The following is a 17,627-nucleotide window of genomic DNA, read 5'->3' on the forward strand; positions in this document are numbered from 1 at the left end:
AGCAGTATCAGACAACATCCACCCCGACATGAATCGCATCATGCCGCCAGAACTCCAGGTCGCAGTCGATCAACCGTTCATGCTGGTCATAGTTGACCCGGGCAATCCGCAGGCCCGGGCTGCCCACCGACACTTTCAAAGCCGCCGCCGCATCCACCGACAACGCCGTGGGCACAATCTCGAAGCGCACCCGCCCGTAGTGCAATTCGTAATGCCGTGCATACAACTCGGTGATCGACTGATTCAAATCGAAATCGAGGATCCCGGGAAAGTACTGCGGGTTCAGATAGTGCTCCACATACAGCACCAGTCGCCCGTCGATCCGTCGCGAGCGGCAGATCTGGATAACGCTCGACAGCGCTGGCAATTGTAGCCAGGCACAGACCGCCGCCGATGCCGGTTGCAATCGCGCTGAAATCACCTCGGTGGACGGGATCCGCCCCTGGGCGCTGACCATTGCGTGAAAGTGGCTGCGCTGCATGAGGTTGTACGCCAGGCGTGGTGGCGAGACGAACCAGCCGCGACGCTCCTCGCGATAGATCTGCCCCTGTGACTCCAACTGCAACAACGCTTCACGCAAAGTGATCCGCGTGGTGCCGAACAATTCACTGAGTTTGCGCTCGGCCGGCAATTTGCTGCCGGGGGTCAACAGTCCATGGTCGATCTGCTCCTGAAGCACCTGGCCGATGGCTGTTACCGCTTTTGTTGCCTCTTCACGCATCAGCGTTTCCTTTCTGGACTAGACCAGCACCAATTCAGGGCAGAACCGCAGCGCAAACCGGCTCATTCAATAGTCTGCAAGCGTAGGCAGCGCAGATGACCGAGATATGACAAAACTGCCCAACGGTCGCCATTCCCTGACTTCCTCTTCTTTCAACAACGTGCAATTCATCGGCCAAGTCCCTTGCCTGCCGGAGCTTTGGCCATGGTCTACGCTTAGCAGGCCAGTCGCGATACCGCTGAACTAAAGGTCATCCCGGGCGACGAACGACATCAAAGTGTCATCCAGCCCCCTTAAATTGGCTCAGGTATTGCTGACCTAGACCAACACAACCGCAATCGCAGCGTTGAACACGCCCCAAGGAGCTTTGGAATGAAACAGTTTTTCCTGGCATCACTGTTAGGCTCGACCATTGCAATGTGCACCGCCGCCATGGCGGCCGACACCGATCTGAAAACCCTGGAAGCCGCTGCGAAAGCGGAAGGCGCCGTCAACAGCGTCGGCATGCCCAATGACTGGGCCAACTGGGCCGGCACCTGGAAAGACCTGAGCGACAAATACGGCCTCAAGCACATCGACACCGACATGAGCTCGGCCCAGGAGATCGCCAAGTTCGCCGCGGAAAAAGACAACGCCAGCGCCGACATCGGCGACGTCGGTGCAGCGTTCGGCCCGATCGCGGTCAAGCAAGGCGTGGTCCAGCCTTACAAGCCTTCCACCTGGGATCAGGTGCCAGCCTGGGCCAAGGACAAGGACGGCAATTGGGCACTGGCCTACACCGGCACCATAGCGTTCATCGTCAACAAGAAGTTGCTGCACGGCTCCGAAGCCCCAACCAAGTGGGCTGACCTCAAGGGCGGTAAATACAAGGTCTCCATCGGCGACGTGAGCACCGCAGCCCAGGCCGCCAACGGCGTACTGGCAGCGGCACTGGCCAATGGTGGCGACGAGAAAAACCTCAAGCCTGCCCTGGACCTGTTCGCCGACATTGCCAAGCAAGGTCGCCTGTCGATGTCCAACCCGACCATCGCCACCATGGAAAAGGGCGAGATCGAAGTCGGCGTGGTCTGGGATTTCAACGGCCTGAGCTACAAGGCCAAGATGGCCAACCCGGATGATTACGTGGTGCTGATCCCGTCCGACGGTTCGGTGATTTCCGGCTACACCACCATCATCAACAAGTACGCGAAAAACCCGAACGCCGCCAAGCTGACCCGCGAATACATCTTCAGCGACGCCGGCCAGATCAACCTGGCCAAGGGCAACGCCCGTCCGATCCGTGCCGAGCACCTGACCCTGCCAGCCGAGGTGCAGTCCAAGCTGCTGCCTAACGAGCAGTACAAAAAGGTCACGCCGATCAAGGACGCGGACGCCTGGGAAAAGACCTCCAAGGCCCTTCCTCAGAAGTGGCAGGAAGAAGTCATCATCAATATGCAGTAATGCTGCATCCGTAGGAGCTGCCGCAGGCTGCGATCTTTTGATTTGGTTTTACAAGATCAAAAGATCGCAGCCTGCGGCAGCTCCTACGCCATCCGGTTTTGATTGCGGAGTCCCATCCCCTATGAAGCACAACGTCATCCTTGTCGTGCTCGACGGCCTCAACCATGAGGTCGCCCGCCACGCCATGGGGCACCTGCAGGCTTACGTCGGCGCCGGACGCGCCGCACTCTACCAACTGGAGTGCGAGTTGCCGGCCCTGTCCCGCCCGCTGTACGAATGCATCCTGACCGGCGTTGCGCCCATCGACAGCGGGATTGTCCACAACAACGTCTCGCGCCTGTCCAACCAGCGCAGCATCTATCACTACGCCACTGACGCAGGTCTTGTAACCGCGGCGGCGGCCTACCACTGGGTCAGCGAGCTGTACAACCGTTCGCCCTTCGTGGCGGCCCGGGATCGCCACACCGATGATCCGCAACTGCCGATCCAGCATGGGCATTTCTACTGGAACGATCACTACCCGGACTCGCACCTGTTCGCCGACGCTGAAAGCCTGCGCCTGCGCCATGCGCCGAACTTCCTGTTGATCCACCCGATGAACATCGACGACGCCGGGCACAAGCATGGCCTCGACACCCCGCAGTACCGCAACAGCGCCCGCTCGGCGGACATCATCCTGGCCGACTACCTGCAAGGCTGGCTCGATGCCGGCTATCAGGTGCTGGTCACCGCCGACCATGGCATGAACAACGACCGCTCCCACAACGGCCTGCTGCCGGAAGAACGTGAAGTGCCGCTGTTCGTTCTCGGTGACGCGTTCAGCTTCGACGCCGACGCCGCGCCGAAACAGACCGAGATCTGCGGCACCGTCTGCGAATTGCTGGGCGTGCCCCACGACAAACCGGTCTGCCGGGAGCTGTTGAAGTGAATGCCATGACCCGCAGTAAATGGCTCGCTGCCCTGTGCCTGCTCCCGTTCACGCTGTTCTTCATCGTATTCGAGATCGCACCGCTGACCTGGGTGATGATCAACAGCCTGCAATCGGAAGAATTCGGCTGGGGCCTGGCCAACTTCAGCAAGATCTTCAGCTCGAAGTTTTACCTGCAGGCCATCCAGTACAGCCTTGAGATCAGCTTCTGGTCCAGCGTGTTCGGGATCATCATTGCGATACTGGGCGCCTACTCCCTGCGACGGGTCGATTCGAAACTGCGCAACTTCGTCAACGCCTTCGCCAACATGACCAGCAATTTCGCCGGTGTGCCCCTGGCCTTCGCGTTCATCATTTTGCTCGGCTTCAACGGCAGTTTCACCATCATGCTCAAGCAGGCTGGCATCATTCAGGATTTCAACCTGTACTCGAAAACCGGGCTGATCATTCTCTACACCTACTTCCAGATTCCCCTCGGCGTACTGTTGCTGTACCCGGCCTTCGATGCACTGCGCGAAGACTGGCGTGAGTCCGCCGAACTGCTCGGCGCCAGCGGCTGGCAATTCTGGCGACACATCGGTTTACCGGTGTTGACGCCTGCGCTGCTCGGCACTTTCGTGATCCTGCTGGCCAACGCCCTCGGCGCCTACGCCACGGTGTACGCCCTGACCACCGGCAACTTCAACGTGCTGACGATCCGTATTGCGGCGATGGTCTCCGGCGACATTTCCCTGGACCCGAACCTGGCCAGCGCCCTGGCCGTGGTGCTGGTGGCCTTGATGACCCTGGTGACCATCGTGCATCAGCTGCTGTTGAAGAGGAGCTACCATGTCTCGCGCTGAATTGGGGCCCGCCGGTGTCTACCACCGCGTCGTGGTGTACTTGCTGTTTGCCATCCTGCTGTTGCCGCTGGCCGGCACGCTGATCTACTCGATCGCCAGCAGTTGGTCGGCGACCATTCTGCCCAGCGGTTTCACCCTCAAGTGGTACATCCAGCTGTGGAGCGATCCGCGCTTCCTGCAAGCGTTCGGGCAATCATTGCTGGTCTGCGTCGGTTCGTTGATTCTTTCAGTAGTACTGATTCTGCCGCTGCTGTTCGTGGTGCATTACCACTTCCCGAAACTCGACGCGCTGATGAACATCCTGATCCTGCTGCCCTTCGCCGTACCGCCGGTGGTGTCGTCGGTGGGGCTGTTGCAGCTCTATGGTTCCGGACCGTTCGCCATGGTCGGGACGCCGTGGATCCTGATCGGTTGCTACTTCACCGTGGCGCTGCCGTTCATGTACCGGGCGATCACCAACAACCTGCAAGCGATCAACCTGCGCGACCTGATGGACGCCGCCCAGTTGCTCGGCGCCAGCACCTTTCAAGCCGCATTCCTGGTGGTGCTGCCGAACCTGCGCAAGGGCCTGATGGTGGCGTTGCTGCTGTCGTTCTCGTTCCTGTTCGGTGAGTTCGTGTTCGCCAACATCCTTGTCGGCACCCGCTACGAAACCCTGCAGGTCTACCTCAACAACATGCGCAACAGCAGCGGTCATTTCACCAGTGCGCTGGTGATTTCCTACTTCTTCTTTGTGCTGGTTCTGACCTGGATTGCCAATATCTTGAACAGGGACAAAAGCGAATGAGCTATGTCAGCGTCCAACATCTTCAGAAAAGCTTCGCAGGCACCACGGTGTTCAGCGACATCAACTGCGAAGTCCAGAAAGGTGAGTTCGTCACCCTGCTCGGCCCCTCCGGTTGCGGCAAATCCACCCTGCTGCGCTGCATCGCCGGCCTGACCTCGGTGGATGGCGGCAAAATCCTGCTCGATGGCGTCGATATCGTGCCGGTGAGCCCGCAGAAACGCGGGATCGGCATGGTGTTCCAGAGCTATGCGTTGTTCCCCAACATGACCGTGGAGCAAAACGTCGCCTTTGGCCTGCGCATGCAAAAGGTCAATGCCGATGACAGCCGCAAACGCGTCGCGGAAGTGCTCAGACTGGTGGAGCTCAATGACTTTGCCGCGCGTTACCCGCATCAGCTCTCGGGGGGCCAGTGCCAGCGCGTCGCCCTCGCCCGCTCCCTGGTGACCCGGCCACGCCTGTTGCTGCTCGACGAACCGTTGTCAGCCCTGGACGCGCGGATTCGCAAGCACCTGCGCGAACAGATCCGTCAGATCCAGCGCGAGCTGGGCTTGACCACGATTTTCGTCACACACGATCAGGAAGAAGCCCTGACCATGTCTGACCGGATTTTCCTGATGAATCAGGGAAAAATCGTACAAAGCGGCGACGCCGAAACCCTCTACACCGCGCCCGTAGATGTATTCGCGGCAGGCTTCATCGGCAACTACAACCTGCTGGACGCCGACAGTGCCTCCAAACTGCTGCAGCGACCGATCAGCAAGCGCATCGCCATCCGCCCGGAAGCCATCGAACTGAGCCTCAATGGCGAACTGGACGCGCAGGTGCGTAGCCACAGCCTGCTGGGCAACGTGATTCGCTACCGGGTCGAAGCCCGGGGCGTGGAATTGGTGGTGGACGTTCTGAACCGCTCGGCGGCCGACCTGCATCCCGATGGTCAGCGCCTGGCGCTTTCCATCGATCCGACGGCCCTGTGTGAGGTAGCCTGATGACTTTGCTGACGCTGAAGAGAGAACTGCACTGATGGCCCTGGCAATTTTTGATCTGGACGAAACCCTGATCCACGGCGACTGCGCCTCACTGTGGAGCGAGCAAATGGTCCGCCTCGGTTGGGTCGATGGCGAATCGTTCCTGCGTCGCGACAAGGAACTGATGGATGCCTACGGCCGCGGCCACCTGGCGATGGAGGACTACATGGCCTTCAGCCTGGAACCGTTGATCGGTCGCACGCCCGCAGAGGTCGAGCATCTGGTTGGCCCATGGGTGGAAGACTTCATCGAACCGATCATCTTCAGCGACGCCACCAAAACCATCGCGGCGCATCGCAAGGCCGGTGACCGGATTCTGGTGATCTCCGCTTCGGGCACCCACCTGGTCGGCCCCATCGCCGAACGCCTGGGCATCGACGAGATTCTGGGCATCGAACTGGAAGTCGCCCACGGCGCTTACAGCGGCCATACCATCGGCACCCTGACCTACCGCGAAGGCAAAATCACCCGCTTGCTGGAATGGCTGGATGCAGAGGAGGAAAACCTCGAAGGCGCGAGTTTCTATTCCGACTCACGCAACGATCTGCCGTTGTTACTGAAGGTGGATTTTCCCCACGTGGTCAACCCCGATCCAGTGCTGCGCGAGCAGGCTGAAAAGGCTGGCTGGCCGATACATCTCTGGAAGTAACCGAAAAGATCGCAGCCTGCGGCAGCTCCTACATGGGAATACAATCTCCTGTAGGAGCTGCCGCAGGCTGCGATCTTTTCAAAGCCAACCCGATATCAGCTCAAGCTTTCATCAATCACCAACACCACCTTCCCCGCCACGGTATTACTCGCCAGCTCGGCAAACGCCGCCTCGGCATCCTTGACCAGAAAAGCTTTGGCCAGTTGCGGGCTCAACCGCCCTTCGGCGAACAACGGCCACACATGCTGACCGAGATCACTGAATAGATCCGCCTTGAACTGATCACCACGGCTGCGCAGGGTCGAGCCCAGTAACTGCACACGCTTGGCCAGCACCTGGGCCAGATCCAGCTTGGCCTCGCGCCCGCCCATCAGACCGATCAACACCCAACGGCCATCCTGCGCGAGCAACTTGAGGTTCAATGCCGCATAATTGCCGCCCACCGGGTCGAGAATCACGTCGAACGGCCCCAGATCCCGCAGGCTCTCCAGATCACCATCGCGCACCACGCCGCCCTGGGCGCCCAGCGCTTCGCAGTACGCCAGTCGTTCGGCGGAGCCGACGCTGACCCAGCACGGGTTACCGAAGGCCTTGCACAGCTGAATAGCCGCTGAACCAATTCCACTTGCTCCGGCGTGCAGCAGAACTTTCTGACCCGGCTTGAGCGCAGCCAGTTGAAACAAATTCAGCCAGACCGTTGCATAGACTTCGGGCAGTGCTGCCGCTTCGACCAGTGACACTCCGTCGGGAACCGGCAATACATGCCGCCCGTCGACAACCACTTCTTCGGCCATGCCGCCCCCGGCCAGCAAGGCGCAAACCCGATCACCAATCTGCCAGGAGGACCCGGCGCCCACCTCGCTGATCACGCCCGAGCACTCTAGACCAAGCACCTGGCTGGCCCCTGGCGGCGGCGGATAAAGGCCGGCTTTCTGTAACAAATCGGCGCGATTGAGGCCCGCTGCGGCCACTCGAATACGAACTTGTCCTACATCGCACGCAGGACTCGCCTCATCAACCCACACCACTCGACCGTCAACGCCTTGCAATGCTTTCACAGTGCCTCCATAGTGAGTCTGGACTGAGCCCGAAGCTATAGCGTCGGGCTTTTTGCATTATGCGACCGGTTCCCAAAGATCCGGCGACTTCAAAGACGGCCTAATATGCGTTATCAATTGTCCCCGCGTCGAATCAGCATGAAGCATCTGTTCCCCAGCACTGCCCTCGCCTTATTCATCGGTATCGGCTTGCTGCCGATGTCGAGCAATACATTCGCAGCCAATAGCTGGGACAATCTTCAACCCGATCGTGACGAAGTGATCGCCAGCCTGAACGTCGTGGAGTTGCTCAAACGCCACCACTACAGCAAGCCGCCACTCGATGACGCGCGCTCGGTGATCATCTACGACAGCTACCTCAAGCTGCTGGATCCGTCGCGCAGCTACTTCATGGCCAGCGACATTGCCGAATTCGACAAGTGGAAGACGCAGTTCGACGATTTCCTCAAGAGTGGCGACCTGAACGCCGGGTTCACCATCTACAAGCGCTACCTGGACCGCGTAAAGGCGCGTCTGGACTTCGCCCTTGCCGAGCTGGGCAAAGGCGTCGACAAGATGGACTTCACCACCAAGGAAACCTTGCTGATCGACCGCAAGGACGCTCCTTGGCTCAAATCCACCGCAGAACTCGACGACCTGTGGCACAAACGCGTCAAGGACGAAGTGCTGCGGATGAAGATCGCCGGCAAAGAGCCCAAGCAGATCCAGGAAACCCTGACCAAGCGCTACAAGAACCAGTTGGCACGCCTGGACCAGACCCGCGCGGAAGACATCTTCCAGGCGTACATCAATACCTTCGCCATGTCCTACGACCCGCACACCAACTATCTGTCGCCGGATAATGCGGAGAACTTCGACATCAACATGAGCCTGTCCCTCGAGGGCATCGGCGCCGTGTTGCAGAGCGATAACGACCAGGTGAAAGTCGTACGCCTGGTGCCGGCAGGTCCGGCGGACAAGACCAAGCAGGTTGCACCGGCCGACAAGATCATCGGCGTTGCCCAGGGCAACAAGGAAATGGTCGATGTGGTGGGCTGGCGCCTGGACGAAGTGGTCAAGCTGATTCGTGGTCCGAAGGGCACCGTAGTGCGTCTGGAAGTCATCCCGGCCAGCAATGCGCCGAACGACCAGACCACCAAGATCGTGCCGATCACCCGTGAAGCGGTGAAGCTCGAAGATCAGGCCGTGAAGAAATCGGTCTTGAACCTGAAGCAGGACGGCAAGGACTACAAGCTCGGCATTATCGAAATCCCGGCGTTCTATCTGGACTTCAAGGCCTTCCGTGCCGGCGACCCGGATTACAAGAGCACCACCCGCGACGTCAAGAAACTGCTGACCGAGTTGCAGAAAGAGAAAGTCGACGGCGTGGTCATCGACCTGCGTAACAACGGCGGCGGTTCCTTGCAAGAGGCCACCGAGCTGACCAGCCTGTTCATCGACAAAGGCCCGACCGTGCTCGTGCGTAACGCCGATGGCCGCGTCGATGTCCTGGAAGATGAAAACCCGGGCGCATTCTACAAAGGCCCGATGGCGTTGCTGGTCAACCGCTTGTCCGCCTCGGCATCAGAGATTTTTGCCGGCGCCATGCAGGACTACCACCGCGCACTGATCATCGGTGGCCAGACCTTCGGCAAAGGCACCGTGCAGACCATTCAGCCGCTCAATCATGGCGAACTGAAACTGACCCTGGCCAAGTTCTACCGGGTTTCCGGGCAGAGCACCCAGCATCAGGGCGTCTTGCCGGACATCGATTACCCGTCGATCATCGACACCAAGGAAATCGGTGAAAGCGCCCTGCCGGAAGCCATGCCATGGGACACCATCAAGGCCGCCATCAAGCCTGCGCTGGATCCGTTCAAGCCGTACATTTCGCAGCTCAAGTCCGAGCATGACGTGCGTACGGCCAAGGATGCAGAGTTCGTATTCATCCGCGACAAGCTGGCCCTGGCGCAGAAACTGATGTTGGAAAAAACCGTCAGCCTCAATGAAGCCGAGCGTCGTGCGCAGCACGCCGACATCGAAGCCAAACAGCTGACCATGGAAAACATCCGTCGCAAAGCCAAGGGCGAAGAACCACTCAAAGAGCTGAAGAAAGAAGACGAGGACGTTATTGCGGCCGAAGATGATAAAACCAAACCGGAAGACGACGCCTACCTGAGCGAAACCGGGCGGATTCTGCTGGACTACCTGAAACTCAACACGGCAGTGGCCAAGCACTGAGTTTCTACACACAACTGATGGCAATTTAATACTGATGCTCCCCGGAGCGTCATCAAACAGTCATCACTCTGTCGTGAAATAAAGGACCGGCCGTGCTCTTTACCAAGGGCACGCCCGGTCCTTTTTTTATCGCCAGAGATCGCCATGACCACAACCGAACAGCTGAGTGCATTGAGCTCGATCCTGACTCAAGGCGGTTTGCACAGCCTGTTCCAGCCGATCATCAGCCTCTCTGAACGGCGTATTCTCGGCTACGAAGCCCTCAGTCGCGGCCCGTCCAACAGCCCTCTGCACTCCCCTGTCGCCCTGTTCGCCGTCGCCCGCCAGGCCGGACGTCTGAGCGAGCTGGAAATTGCCTGCCGCGAGAGCGCTTGCCGACGCTTCAATGAACAGCAATTGCCTGGCCTGTTGTTCCTTAACGTATCCCCGGAATCCCTGCTTGAAGCGGCCCATCAACCGGGGCGCACCTTGCAACTGCTGCAAGACTTCGGCATCCCTCCGAACCAGGTGGTCATCGAGTTGACCGAACAAACGCCAACGGATGATTTCCAGCTGCTGCAAACCGCCCTGCATCACTATCGGGCGATGGGGTTTTCGATTGCGCTGGATGATCTGGGGGCGGGCTATTCGAGTTTGCGGTTGTGGTCTGAACTGCGGCCGGACTACGTGAAAATTGACCGGCACTTCATTGATGGCATTCATCAGGATGCGCTCAAGCGCGAGTTCGTCGGCTCGATCCTGCAAATCGCCAAGGCCTCGCGGGCGCAAGTCATCGCCGAAGGTATCGAACTACCGGAAGAGCTCACGGTGCTGACCGAAATGGGTGTGGACCTGGTGCAGGGCTACCTGCTCTGCCGCCCCCAGGAACACCCACCGCGGGATGCCCGGGCAATGATACCCCGACAGGACAGCATCGCCGTTGTACTGAGCGAAGACGGCAGCGACCTCAGCGCCCTGCTCAACGAGCAACCCGCAGTGAACCGCGACACCCCGACCGCCACTGTGCTCGAAGCCTTTCGCCGCCAGGCCAACCTGAACTCGCTGGCGGTCCTGGATGAACAGGGTCAGCCCTGCGGCATTGTTCATCGTCATTCGCTCTCCGACGTCCTGCTCAAGCCCTTTGCCACCGACTTGTTCGCCCGCAAGCCCATCAGCCGCTTGATGAACGATGACTTCCTCGCCGTCGAGCTGAGCCAGTCCCTGCAACAGGTCAGCCGCTTGATCACCAGCCGTGCCCGCCAGCGTATCGAGGAGGATTTCATCATCACGCTCAATGGCGGCTATCTCGGGCTTGGCCGGGTGATTGACGTGCTCAAGTTGATCACGGAACTGAAGATCCAGCAGGCCCGATACGCCAACCCGTTGACCTTGCTGCCGGGCAACGTGCCGATCCAGCAATGCCTGACACGACTGCTGCAACAGCAACGGGAATCGGTGATCTGCTACGTGGACATCGACAGTTTCAAGCCTTTCAACGATATCTACGGCTACGGCAGCGGCGACGAAGTCCTGCTGTGCCTGGCGCAATGCCTGAACGACCGCGTCGACCCGGCCCGCGACTTTGTCGGCCACATCGGTGGTGATGACTTCCTGCTGGTGCTCGGCCCGGAAGACTGGCGCAAACGTTTGAACCAGTTGCTCGACGACTTCCAGAGCCAGTGCCGACGTTTCTACCGTAGCGAGCACCTGGAAGCCGGCTGCTTTGTCGCACCGAACCGCCAGGGCGTGCGTCAGGAGTTTGCGCTGTTGTCACTGTCGATCGGGGTGGTGCATCTGCATCCACAGGCCTGTGAACAACTCGATGCGAGCCAGTTGGCCGAGATAGCATCACAGGCCAAGCACCATGCGAAGAATGTGCAAGGGTCTAGCGTGCATGTGATTGATAGCCTGGTGGTTTCGACTGTAGATGAGGTGCTCGTTTCCGGGTATCGATAAGGGAGCTTTTCGGCATCTGTCCAATCAACGAGGCGCCGAGGAAGACTTCAGCTCTTCGAGCTTGATCGGCGCCAACGGATGCCCGGCCTTCGCCGCGATCGCCCAGAATCGCGCCGCTTCGACCGGGTCCGGAGCCTTGCTCGTCGTTCCGGCCAGACTGATCACGCCCACTTGATACGCCGCCTTTCCATCGCCCGCCAACGCCGCCAGGCGCAACAAACGCACGCCCTCCTCACGAGCCCCGAGGCCGACGCCGCGAAACGTCAGGATGTGCCCATAGAAGCTCTGGGCGCCGACATCGCCCAGGTTGGCCATGCGGGCGAACTGGCCTTCGAGCCAGCGCCAGCCACGTGGCTGACGGACAAACCACGACCAGTGAAACAACCGGCGCGCGAGCCAGTATCCGGCCCGCGCCTTGAGTCGCAAAAACACTCAGGCCTCGGCCGATTCCGGGTATTCGTACTCGAACACCCGCACCACTTCCGAAGCATGCCAGGACGCGGCGGCAACGCCGTCTGACGGCCCGGAAAAACGCCCGAGACGCTCGACACATTCAAAGAATCCGGTGCGCGGCAAGCGGCTGGCGCCCTGACTGATCACCAGTGAACTGCGCAATGGCTGCTCCGCCCTGGCGTCCAGGGCCGCCAAATGCTCAAGGGCCGCTGTCAGGGTTTGCATGGCCGGTGTCGGCAACTGCAAACGTTCCAGTAATGCCCGATAAGTCAGGAGATGGCGCTGACGACGCGCCTGATCCAGTTCGCCCAGCAATCCGTCCCAATGTTGACGACTGATGCGTACGCTCACGATTCATCCCTCCACCCCGGCACCGTCAATTCCCAGGCCAGGCTGCGACGAATCGCGGCGTCGGGCAGACGTTCGCCACTTTCGATCATGGCCAGGTAAGACGGGCTGATGCCTACCGTGCGGGCCAGCGCCTCGATGGCGATGCCCTTTCCTTCGCGCAAACTGCGTAGTTGATCCAGACCCGGAAGAATCGCGTCTGGTGTTGCCGTCTGAAGCTTCGTGGCTTCAGGTAACGCTTGCTCCTTGATGCCTGCTGCTTTCAGTAACGCCTGATACTGAGCCCATGGCAGAACCGCATATTCGGGCTCGCCTTCGCGTGTAATTATCTGAATATCCATGACTACCCCGTAGGACAACAACACTTAGCGAGTCGGCACTTTTCCCTAGAAGTGTAATCCTAACAGCGGCCAAGGTCGCGGGGGGTATCAATCTGTGAACAGGTCGAAATCGGCTCAGTGTTTTTTCGGGCCTTGAAGTTGCAGTTGCTCGGGGGTATCAGGCAGGCGCTCAACCACCGCGAGCTTCTCCGGCACCTGGCGTTTGCGCCAGACGCGGAAGGCATTGAGTTCGTTGTCGAGCACTTTCATAAGCCACGCCAATACCGCGATGTCATCGAGCATGCCGAACACTGGAATGAAATCCGGGATCGCATCCACCGGGCTGAGGAAGTACATCAGGCCCGCGACGACCGAAACCAGCGCCTTGGGGCTGATGGCGCGATATTCACCACGCCAGTAGGCCAGGCAGAGTGCCTGCAACAGCTTCAAGTCATCCTTGAGTTTGCCCAGTCGGTTGCCCTGGCTCGCGCCCTTGCTGGCGACTGCGAACAACAGGGTCGGCAATCGGCCGCGTGCCAGCAGGCGTCCGGCCATCGGCAGGAAACGAGCGAAATTCCAGGGTGCTTTCATGACTCCTCCCGTTAAAATGTTATCCACACAAATTGTGGATAACCTTGTGAACAGAGCTGCTTTTCATCGCTGCAAGCCCCGTTTTACAAGGCCTCCGTTCAGATCGGGCGTTTTTTACCCATCAAAAAAAACCTATAATTTCATTGACTTGGCGGACTTGTACGTCTAACGCCAACGCCTACTATGCCTGAGACTCCGGCCTGGAGCGTCTGTTCGTTTTGTTTACCCGTGCCAAACGCCAGATGCAACAACGCCCCGCAAAAGCGAGGCGTTGTTATCGAAGCAGGCGCCGATTACTTGGCTGCGTCGTCTTCTTTTGCCGGATCCTTGATGGCCAGCAGTTCCAGGTCGAATACCAGCACCGAGTTGGCCGGAATCGCCGGGCTCGGGCTTTGAGCGCCGTAAGCCAGATCAGCAGGGATGTACAGTTTGTACTTCTCGCCAACGTGCATCAGTTGCAGGCCTTCGACCCAACCCGGGATCACACCGCTGACCGGCAGATCGATCGGGCTGCCGCGCTCGACGGAACTGTCGAATACGGTGCCATTGGTCAGCTTGCCGGTGTAGTGAACGGTCACTACGTCAGTCGGCTTTGGCTGAGGGCCATCGGCTTTCTGCACGACTTCGTACTGCAAGCCCGAAGCGGTGGTGGTCACGCCGGCTTTCTTGGCGTTTTCTTCGAGGAATTTCTTGCCGGCAGCGGCCGACTCTTCGCTCATCTTGGCCATGCGTTCTTCGGCACGCTTTTGCAGCGCGGCGAACGCCTCAACCAGTTCTTCGTCCTTGAGCTTCTGCTCTTTCTTGCCGACCGCGTCTTCGATGCCCTGGGCTACAGCTTTGGAATCCAGGTCATCCATGCCTTCCTGAGCCAGGCTCTTGCCCATATTCAGGCCAATGCCGTAGGAAGCTTTTTGCGCCGGAGTTTTCAGCTCTACGCTGGTCTGCGAATCACAACCCGCGAGTACCAGGCCAACCAGGGCCACCGCCGCCGCCAACCGATGCTGTTTCATGCTATTTCCTTGTTCATGCGCCTAAAGGGCAATCGAGTAAAGCCGCGAGCTTATCAGGCCGCCACGACCAATGGCTACCGGCATGAGAGCCGGAAACAATTGATAAGTTCAGGTGTTTAAAACGCAATTCACAATTCGGCTGATGAAGCTTCTTTCATCTTGTTCCGACGCAGACTGATTCCTGAACCTACAACATCTGGTGTAATGGCCTCTTGCCGCACCTCGGGTACTCGGGCATAACGGCATGATCATTCGACAAGGACGTTTATCTTGCGCCTCTTCTTTCGCTTGCTGGTTCTCATCGCAGTACTGCTCGGGCTGGTCATGTCCGTGGTTCTTTACTACGTCGCCAACCCGAAATTGCCGGCCTGGTCGCCTCCACAACAGGTGCATTACCTGGAGCAATGGAGCGCCACGGATCGCGAGACCTATTACTTCACACCCCAGGGCACACAGGTCAAAGGCTTGCGCTATGACTGGTTCACCGCCCTCGAACTGCCCTTCTCGCAGCAACGCTTCGCCGCCCCCGAGTACCTCGCCCGCTTCGGTTTCCTGGTGGACCCCGACCAGAAACCGACACCGAATAACCCCGGCAACCTCCCGGCAGGCTTTACCCGGCACCAGAATACGGGGAGCCCGGATGTGTTTCTGGATGTCACCTGCGCGGCCTGCCACACCGGTGAACTGCGTTTCAAGGGTCAAGCCGTGCGTATCGACGGCGGCTCGGCGCAGCACGTCCTGCCGTCCAGTGTTCCTACACTCAAAGGGGGCAGTTTCGGACAAGCACTGGTGGCCAGCCTGACCTCGACTTACTACAACCCGTGGAAGTTCGAACGTTTCGCACGCAATGTGCTGGGCCAGGACTACGACGCCCGCCACCAACAGTTGCGCAAAGAATTCAAATCCTCACTCGATACGTTCCTCAAGGTGGCCTGGAACGACACCCATCGCGGGCTCTATCCGACCGAGGAAGGCCCCGGGCGCACAGACGCCTTCGGTCGCATTGCCAACGCCAGCTTCGGTGATGCGATTTCCCCCGACAACTACCGCGTGGCCAATGCCCCCGTTGACTATCCGCAGTTGTGGGACATGTGGACGTTCGAATGGGTGCAGTGGAACGGTTCGGCGAAACAACCGATGGCGCGCAACATCGGCGAAGCGTTGGGTGTCGGCGCCACGCTGAACTTCTTCGACAAGAACGACCAGCCACTGATGGGCGATGCCCGCTATCCCTCCAGTGTCCGTGTGCGCGACCTGCACCTGATCGAAGAAACCCTGCAACGACTCAAGCCTCCAGCCTGGCCGGAAGATCTGTTGGGCGCGGTCGACAAACCTCTGGCAGCAAGGGGGCGCGCCTTGTTCGCCGAAAACTGCGCGGGTTGTCATGTACCGCACAACACCCAGGGCGACGGGCGATACGTTCAGCATCTGAAAATGCTCCCGGTGGATTACATTGGCACAGACCCCGGCGCGGCCAACAACATCGCCGACCACCGCTTCGACCTGACTGCGCTGCAATGGAAGCAGGCGGAGCTGGAAAACCTTGACGTGGAGCCAAAACCCACCGAACCGCTGGACCTGAGCAAGATGTCCGTGGCCAAGGGGCTGGCCTATGTCACCGCCTATGTCCAGGACCGTGCATATCAAGACGCCAATATCACCCCTGCCGAGCGTGCTGAAATGGACGGTTTCGGCCTGCCAATCGGCGTGCGCGAATTGCGTTCGTACAAGGCCAGGCCACTGGCGGGTGTATGGGCGACAGCGCCGTTTCTGCACAACGGTTCGGTACCGAACATTTATCAATTGCTGTCGCCTCAGGATGAGCGTGCGACCACGTTCTACAAAGGCACTTTCGAATTCGACCCACAGCATCTGGGATATCGCACCGAAGCCTTCAACAACGCTTTTCTGTTCGACACGCAAATCACCGGCAACCACAACAGCGGTCATGAATTCCGTGCCGGCAAACTCGGCAATGGCGTGATTGGCCGCGGGTTGCAGCCGCAAGAACGCCGGGCACTGCTGGAATATCTGAAAGTGCTGGGCGGCCCGCTGGAAGCGCAATTGCCATGACCACAGTCTCAGCCAAAAGGACTTTCCCATGCTGATAACTCTCTGGCTGCGCCTGGGCGCCTTTCTCGGCAAGCTGTTGCTGTGGCTGCTGGGTCTCGGTGTGCTTGGCTGGGCCCTGGCCAGCGCCTGGTTTGCCTGGCAGCATCGCGGGCCTGTCTCGGCGCAGGAGCTGATTGCGGATGGTGAGGCAGCGATGACCCAGGACATCATCCAGACTGCCGTACGCATCGTCGATCAGCACCGCGAAAGCACCCGCTACCTGCGAGATGCCCATGCCAAGGCCCACGGTTGTGTGAAGGCTGAGGTCCAAGTGCTGCCGGAACTGCCAGGCGAACTGCGCCAGGGCGTGTTCAGCGAGCCGGGCAAAACCTGGCAAGCGACGATGCGCCTGTCCAACGGCAATGCCTACCCGCAGTTCGATAGCATTCGCGATGCCCGGGGCATGGCGATCAAACTGTTCGATGTTCCAGGCAAACAACTGTTGAGCGATCAGCAGGGGCGAGGCGAACAGGACTTTGTAATGTTCAGCCACCCGAACTTCTTTGTCAGTAATGTCGCCGAATACCGTCAGAACGTCGCCGCCCAGGCCGACGGTAAAAAGATGATGGCTTTCTTCCCCGGCCGGGATCCACGCACCTGGCAGGTTCGCCACCTGTTTATCGCCCTGGCGACGCTGTCCCCTGCCCCGCCAAGCCCAACCCGGACGACGTACTTTTCGGTTTCACCCTACAAATTCGGTGAAGCCAATGCGAAGTTCCGGGTTGCACCCGATCCGGACAGTTGCCCGGCCTACAGCCTGCCGGAACAAAATCGCAAGCTGCCGAACTTCCTGCGCAATGCGCTGAATCAACAGCTGTCAACCGATCGGGTACCCGCGTGTTTCGTCTTGCAAATCCAGCGACAGGACGCCAACAAGTACATGCCGATTGAAGACACCAGCATTGAGTGGCGCGAAAGCGATGCGCCCTTCGAGACGGTGGCGCGGATCAACGTGCCGGCGCAGGACTTCGATACACCGGCGCTGAACCTGCAATGCGACAACCAGTCGTTCAATCCCTGGTTCGGCGTGGAAGCACACCGCCCCATCGGCGGTATCAATCGCTTGCGCAAGGCCGTGTATGAAGCCGTCAGCGACTACCGCCACAGGCGCAATGCCGGACTGTAGGAGCGAGCTTGCTCGCGAAGAAGCCATGGGCGCCGCTGGGCATCTGAATTTACGCGTTATCG

At 59.4% G+C, this 17,627-nt stretch carries 17 protein-coding genes; 10 read left to right on the forward strand and 7 right to left on the reverse strand.

Features of this window, described 5'->3' with window-relative positions; translation table 11 throughout:
- Window positions 1-7 precede the first annotated feature (7 nt).
- Window positions 8-721 carry a UTRA domain-containing protein gene (locus AC1D19_RS03845; RefSeq protein WP_477762438.1) on the reverse strand — a complete coding sequence of 238 codons (714 nt, stop codon included), beginning with the start codon at window positions 719-721 and terminating at the stop codon, window positions 8-10.
- A 372-nt stretch (window positions 722-1,093) separates the two neighbouring features.
- Here AC1D19_RS03845 and AC1D19_RS03850 point away from each other — a divergent pair, with 372 nt between their 5' ends.
- From AC1D19_RS03850 to AC1D19_RS03875, 6 genes are all read left to right on the forward strand, one after another.
- Window positions 1,094-2,161: an ABC transporter substrate-binding protein gene (locus AC1D19_RS03850; protein ID WP_477760042.1), complete on the forward strand. Its 1,068-nt coding sequence runs from the start codon at window positions 1,094-1,096 to the stop codon at window positions 2,159-2,161.
- Between the two features lie 121 nt (window positions 2,162-2,282).
- Window positions 2,283-3,089, forward strand: coding sequence for an alkaline phosphatase family protein (locus AC1D19_RS03855; protein WP_477762439.1), 807 nt, complete (start codon window positions 2,283-2,285; stop codon window positions 3,087-3,089).
- A gap of 5 nt (window positions 3,090-3,094) precedes the next feature.
- On the forward strand, window positions 3,095-3,931 hold the full coding sequence (locus AC1D19_RS03860) for an ABC transporter permease (protein WP_477754109.1): 837 nt from the start codon (window positions 3,095-3,097) through the stop codon (window positions 3,929-3,931).
- Complete coding sequence (locus AC1D19_RS03865; RefSeq protein ID WP_477754102.1) at window positions 3,918-4,718, forward strand: ABC transporter permease; 801 nt, start codon at window positions 3,918-3,920, stop codon at window positions 4,716-4,718. The genes AC1D19_RS03860 and AC1D19_RS03865 overlap by 14 nt, the downstream gene beginning before the upstream one ends.
- The gene (locus AC1D19_RS03870; RefSeq protein WP_477754101.1) at window positions 4,715-5,704 is read left to right on the forward strand and encodes an ABC transporter ATP-binding protein; all 990 of its coding nucleotides are present in this window, start codon (window positions 4,715-4,717) and stop codon (window positions 5,702-5,704) included. Before AC1D19_RS03865 ends, AC1D19_RS03870 begins: the two co-directional genes overlap by 4 nt.
- A 34-nt stretch (window positions 5,705-5,738) precedes the next feature.
- Entirely contained in the window at window positions 5,739-6,392 is a 654-nt protein-coding gene (locus AC1D19_RS03875) for an HAD family hydrolase (protein WP_477762440.1), read from the forward strand.
- Between the two features lie 95 nt (window positions 6,393-6,487).
- Here the strand turns inward: AC1D19_RS03875 and AC1D19_RS03880 are convergent, their stop codons facing one another.
- Window positions 6,488-7,450 carry a zinc-binding dehydrogenase gene (locus AC1D19_RS03880; protein ID WP_477762441.1) on the reverse strand — a complete coding sequence of 321 codons (963 nt, stop codon included), beginning with the start codon at window positions 7,448-7,450 and terminating at the stop codon, window positions 6,488-6,490.
- Between the two features lie 138 nt (window positions 7,451-7,588).
- Here AC1D19_RS03880 and AC1D19_RS03885 point away from each other — a divergent pair, with 138 nt between their 5' ends.
- Together AC1D19_RS03885 and AC1D19_RS03890 are read left to right on the forward strand one after the other, a co-directional pair.
- Window positions 7,589-9,670: a carboxy terminal-processing peptidase gene (locus AC1D19_RS03885; RefSeq protein ID WP_477754098.1), complete on the forward strand. Its 2,082-nt coding sequence runs from the start codon at window positions 7,589-7,591 to the stop codon at window positions 9,668-9,670.
- 144 nt (window positions 9,671-9,814) lie between these two features.
- Window positions 9,815-11,605, forward strand: a complete 1,791-nt coding sequence (locus AC1D19_RS03890) for a bifunctional diguanylate cyclase/phosphodiesterase (RefSeq protein ID WP_477762442.1) — start codon at window positions 9,815-9,817, stop codon at window positions 11,603-11,605.
- Between the two features lie 24 nt (window positions 11,606-11,629).
- On the opposite strand, the gene AC1D19_RS03895 is transcribed toward AC1D19_RS03890, so the two are convergent.
- From AC1D19_RS03895 to AC1D19_RS03915, 5 genes are all read right to left on the reverse strand, one after another.
- Window positions 11,630-12,037 (reverse strand): SEL1-like repeat protein, encoded by a 408-nt coding sequence (locus tag AC1D19_RS03895; RefSeq protein WP_477762443.1) that lies wholly within the window; start codon window positions 12,035-12,037, stop codon window positions 11,630-11,632.
- Window positions 12,038-12,409, reverse strand: coding sequence for a hypothetical protein (locus AC1D19_RS03900; RefSeq protein WP_007898892.1), 372 nt, complete (start codon window positions 12,407-12,409; stop codon window positions 12,038-12,040).
- A complete protein-coding gene (locus AC1D19_RS03905; protein ID WP_477762444.1) occupies window positions 12,406-12,747 on the reverse strand; it encodes a helix-turn-helix domain-containing protein in 342 nt (113 codons plus the stop codon). Before AC1D19_RS03905 ends, AC1D19_RS03900 begins: the two co-directional genes overlap by 4 nt.
- A 114-nt stretch (window positions 12,748-12,861) precedes the next feature.
- Window positions 12,862-13,317 carry a YkvA family protein gene (locus tag AC1D19_RS03910; protein WP_477762445.1) on the reverse strand — a complete coding sequence of 152 codons (456 nt, stop codon included), beginning with the start codon at window positions 13,315-13,317 and terminating at the stop codon, window positions 12,862-12,864.
- A gap of 293 nt (window positions 13,318-13,610) precedes the next feature.
- A complete protein-coding gene (locus AC1D19_RS03915; protein ID WP_218431282.1) occupies window positions 13,611-14,327 on the reverse strand; it encodes an FKBP-type peptidyl-prolyl cis-trans isomerase in 717 nt (238 codons plus the stop codon).
- Between the two features lie 270 nt (window positions 14,328-14,597).
- Here AC1D19_RS03915 and AC1D19_RS03920 point away from each other — a divergent pair, with 270 nt between their 5' ends.
- Window positions 14,598-16,400: a di-heme-cytochrome C peroxidase gene (locus AC1D19_RS03920; RefSeq protein ID WP_477762446.1), complete on the forward strand. Its 1,803-nt coding sequence runs from the start codon at window positions 14,598-14,600 to the stop codon at window positions 16,398-16,400.
- Window positions 16,401-16,428: 28 nt separating this feature from the next.
- Window positions 16,429-17,565 (forward strand): catalase family protein, encoded by a 1,137-nt coding sequence (locus AC1D19_RS03925; protein WP_477762447.1) that lies wholly within the window; start codon window positions 16,429-16,431, stop codon window positions 17,563-17,565.
- Window positions 17,566-17,627 lie beyond the last annotated feature (62 nt).

This window comes from Pseudomonas sp. P1_C12, from assembly GCF_056406435.1.